The sequence below is a fragment of the Nocardioides sp. genome (assembly GCF_036274455.1).
GTDB lineage: Bacteria > Actinomycetota > Actinomycetes > Propionibacteriales > Nocardioidaceae > Nocardioides.
Genome location: NZ_DASUFR010000115.1, coordinates 1 through 3,281, shown reverse-complemented (window position 1 = coordinate 3,281; position 3,281 = coordinate 1). Strand labels below are relative to the sequence as shown.

At 73.5% G+C, this 3,281-nt stretch carries 5 protein-coding genes; all 5 read left to right on the top strand.

Features of this window, described 5'->3' with window-relative positions; all coding sequences use genetic code 11:
- The coding region (locus VFV89_RS10795; protein WP_329705937.1) for a flavin reductase family protein at positions 1 to 495 on the top strand (495 nt) is incomplete at its 5' end.
- A gap of 23 nt (positions 496 to 518) precedes the next feature.
- A complete protein-coding gene (locus tag VFV89_RS10790) occupies positions 519 to 1,166 on the top strand; it encodes a response regulator transcription factor (RefSeq protein WP_329705938.1) in 648 nt (215 codons plus the stop codon).
- Positions 1,153 to 2,022 (top strand): arylamine N-acetyltransferase family protein, encoded by an 870-nt coding sequence (locus VFV89_RS10785; protein WP_329705936.1) that lies wholly within the window; start codon positions 1,153 to 1,155, stop codon positions 2,020 to 2,022. Before VFV89_RS10790 ends, VFV89_RS10785 begins: the two co-directional genes overlap by 14 nt.
- Complete coding sequence (locus VFV89_RS10780; protein WP_329705935.1) at positions 1,998 to 2,477, top strand: GNAT family N-acetyltransferase; 480 nt, start codon at positions 1,998 to 2,000, stop codon at positions 2,475 to 2,477. Before VFV89_RS10785 ends, VFV89_RS10780 begins: the two co-directional genes overlap by 25 nt.
- Positions 2,467 to 3,281 (top strand): hypothetical protein (locus VFV89_RS10775; protein ID WP_329705934.1); only part of this gene is annotated, 815 nt, incomplete at its 3' end. The genes VFV89_RS10780 and VFV89_RS10775, both read left to right, overlap by 11 nt.

Here is a 3,281-nt window from a genome sequence, read left to right as displayed (position 1 = left end):
GACCCCGAGCCCGACCCGGCCCGCAGGCTCCGGGGCCGGCTCGGCGGCGCCGTGACGCTGTGGACCGCCGGGTCCGGCGCCAACCGGGCCGGGCTCACGCTCACCTCGGTCCTCGTGGTGCTCGGCGAGCCCGCCCGTCTGCTCGGGCTGGTCGACCCCGACTCCGACCTCGCCGACACGGTGGAGGAGACGGGCCGGGCCGTCGTCCAGCTGCTGGAGTGGGCCGACCGCGGCCTCGCCGAGGCTTTCGCCGGCACCGCCCCGGCTCCGGGCGGGGTGTTCCGGCAGGCGGCGTTCGTCGACACCGAGTGGGGGCCGCGGCTCGAGCACGCCACCACCTGGGCCGGCGTCCGTCTCGAGACGGCCACCGACCTCGGCTGGTCGCGGCTGCTGACCTGCGTCGTCGAGCACCTCGAGGTCGGGGAGACCGACCCGCTCCTGCACCGGCGCGGGCGGTTCGTCCGTCCAGATGGTCGTCTAGGGTCCGGGGAGTGACCGAGGACCCACGGATCAGCGTGATGGTCGTCGACGACCACCCGATGTGGCGCGACGCCGTGGAGCGGGACCTGCAGGACGCCGGCTTCGACGTGGTCGGGGTCGCTGCCAACGGGAGCGAGGCGCTGGCCCGCTTCCCGGCCTGCCGTCCCAACGTCGTCGTCCTCGACCTGCAGATCCCGCCGCCCAACGGCGTCGAGGTGACCGCCGAGGTGATCCGGCAGGACCCCTCCGCCCGGGTGCTGATCCTCTCGGCCTCGGGCGAGCAGCAGGACGTGCTCGACGCAGTGAAGGCGGGGGCCACCGGCTACCTCGTCAAGTCGGCCTCGCGCAAGGAGCTGCTGGACGCCGTACGCCGGGTCGCCCATGGCGACACCGTGTTCACGCCGGGGCTGGCCGGGCTGGTGCTGGGGGAGTACCGCCGGCTCTCCGAGCCCGCCGCCGACCCCGGCCGGCCCACGCTCACCGAGCGGGAGACCGAGGTGCTGCGGATGGTGGCCAAGGGGATGTCGTACAAGCAGATCGCCGACCGGCTGGTGCTCTCCCACCGGACGGTCCAGAACCACGTCCAGAACACGCTGCGCAAGCTCCAGATGCACAACCGGGTCGAGCTGACCCGCTACGCGATCGCGCAGGGGCTCGACGCGGACGAGGACGATGCCGCGGAGTGAGGCCACGTCGGCCTACCTGCGCCGGCTCGGGATCGACCCGGCCGCCGAGCTGCCGCCGACCCACGACACCCTCGTCGCCCTGCACCGGGCGCACCTCGACGCGGTGCCCTACGAGAACCTCTCGATCATGCTGCGCCGGCCTCCTTCGCCGGACCCGCGCGACAGCCTCGTGCGCGTCGGCGAGGTGGGGCGCGCGGGCTACTGCTTCCACCAGAACGGCGCCCTCGGCACGGTGCTGACCGAGCTCGGCTTCGACCTCGTCCGACGGCACGGTCACGTGTGGACGGGTGAGGCGGACCGTGCGGACACCTTCCTCAACCATCTCGTCCTGGTGGCCGACGGGCTGCCCACCGACGACAACCCGGGTGGTCGGTGGTGGGTCGACGTGGGGCTCGGCGACTGCTTCCGCGATCCGGTGCCGGTCGTGGCCGGGCACCACGTCCAGCACGGTTTCGACTACGAGATCACCGAGGTCCGAGAGGACGGCTGGTCGTTCCGGCACGACCCGGTCGGCACCTTCGCCGGCGTCGAGGTGTCCTCGCTGCCCGTGGAGCAGGCGGACGTGGACGCCTCGCACGCGACGCTGTCCACGCCGCCGGACGGCCGGTTCGCCAGCATCCTCGTCGTGCAGCGCCGGGACGGGACGGGCATCGACACGGTGCGCTGCTGTCTCTGGACCCGCGCCGACGCCCGGTCGCGGACAGAGACCGAGCTCGCGACGTACGACGCGTGGCGGCAGGCCCTCGTGGAGGGCACCCGTCTTTCCCTGGAGGGGATCGAGGAGAGCGAGCTGCGCGCGCTCTACGCCGACCAGTGGGCCAAGCACGTCGCGTGGGTCGGGGCCGGGCGGCCGTGACCTGGCGCCGGGCCACGCCGGCCGACGCCGTCGCGCTGCGCGACCTCGAGCGCGCGGCGAACCTGGTGGCGCTCGCCCACGTCTTCGGCGAGCCGTTCCCCGACGACGGTGTGCTCGCGCGGTGGCAGGAGACGCTCGCCGACCCCTCGGTCACCGTCCTCATGACTCCGGTCGCCTTCACCTCCTGGGACTCCGACGGACGGCTGCGCCACCTCGCCGTGCACCCCGACCACTGGGGAACGGGCCTGGCCCGCGAGGGTGTGGAGCTGGCGGTCTCCGCGATCCGTGCGTCCGGACGGGTCCCGAGACTGTGGGTGCTGGTCGACAACCAGCGCGCCCGCGGGCTCTACGGCCACCTCGGCTGGCAGCCCACCGGCCGCACGCAGCGGGCCGAGTGGCCGCCGTACCCGAGGGAGATCGAGCTCTCCCTGACAGAATCCGGCCATGGCCGATGAGCTCTTGGAGATCGCCGACGAGCTCTACGCGCTGACGCTGCCCGAGTTCACCCCGGCCCGCGACGCGAAGGCCAAGGAGCTGAAAGGCACCGACCTCGCCGCTCCGGTCAAGGCGCTCAAGAAGCCGTCGGTGGCCGCCTGGGTGGTCAACCTGCTCGTCCGGCACGAGACCGAGCAGGTGGACCAGGTGCTGCAGGTGGGTGCCGCGCTGCGCGAGGCGCAGGCGTCGATGTCCGGCGACGAGCTGCGCCAGCTCACCCGGCAGCGGCGCCAGGTGACGGCCGCGGTGACCACGCAGGCGCGCCGGCTGGCCCGCGAGCACGGCCAGAAGATCACCGACTCCGTGGCCCAGCAGGTCGAGGCCACCCTGACCGCGGCCATGGTCGACGAGGGATGCGCCAAGGCGGTCCGCTCGGGGATGCTGCTCTCCGCCCTCGAGGCGACCGGCGTCGACGCCGTCGACCTCGACCGGGCGGTCGCCGTCCCGGACGCTCTCGGCTTCGTGGCGACCCCTCGTGAGGACGCGCCGCCCAGCAAGCCGGAGCTGCACGTCGTCCCGGACCCCGACCGTGACGAGAAGGCGCTGGCCGCGGCACGCGAGACGCTCGAGGAGGCCGAGGAGGAACTGGCCGGGGCCAAGGGAGCCTACGACGAGGCCGCCCAGGCGCTGTCCGACCTCCAGGCGCGGGCCATGCAGGTGCAGGCCGAGATCGACGAGCTCAAGCGCAAGATCGCCGAGCTCGAGGAGTCGGCCGACGAGGTCGACGACGAGATCGCCGAGGCCGAGGAGGCCCGCGACGACGC

What these genes read in the sequence shown, in the direction of transcription:
- VFV89_RS10790 (WP_329705938.1), top strand. Translation starts at nt 519, where the DNA reads ATGGTCGTCGACGACCACCCGATGTGGCGCGACGCCGTGGAGCGGGAC.
- VFV89_RS10785 (WP_329705936.1), top strand. Translation starts at nt 1,153, where the DNA reads ATGCCGCGGAGTGAGGCCACGTCGGCCTACCTGCGCCGGCTCGGGATC.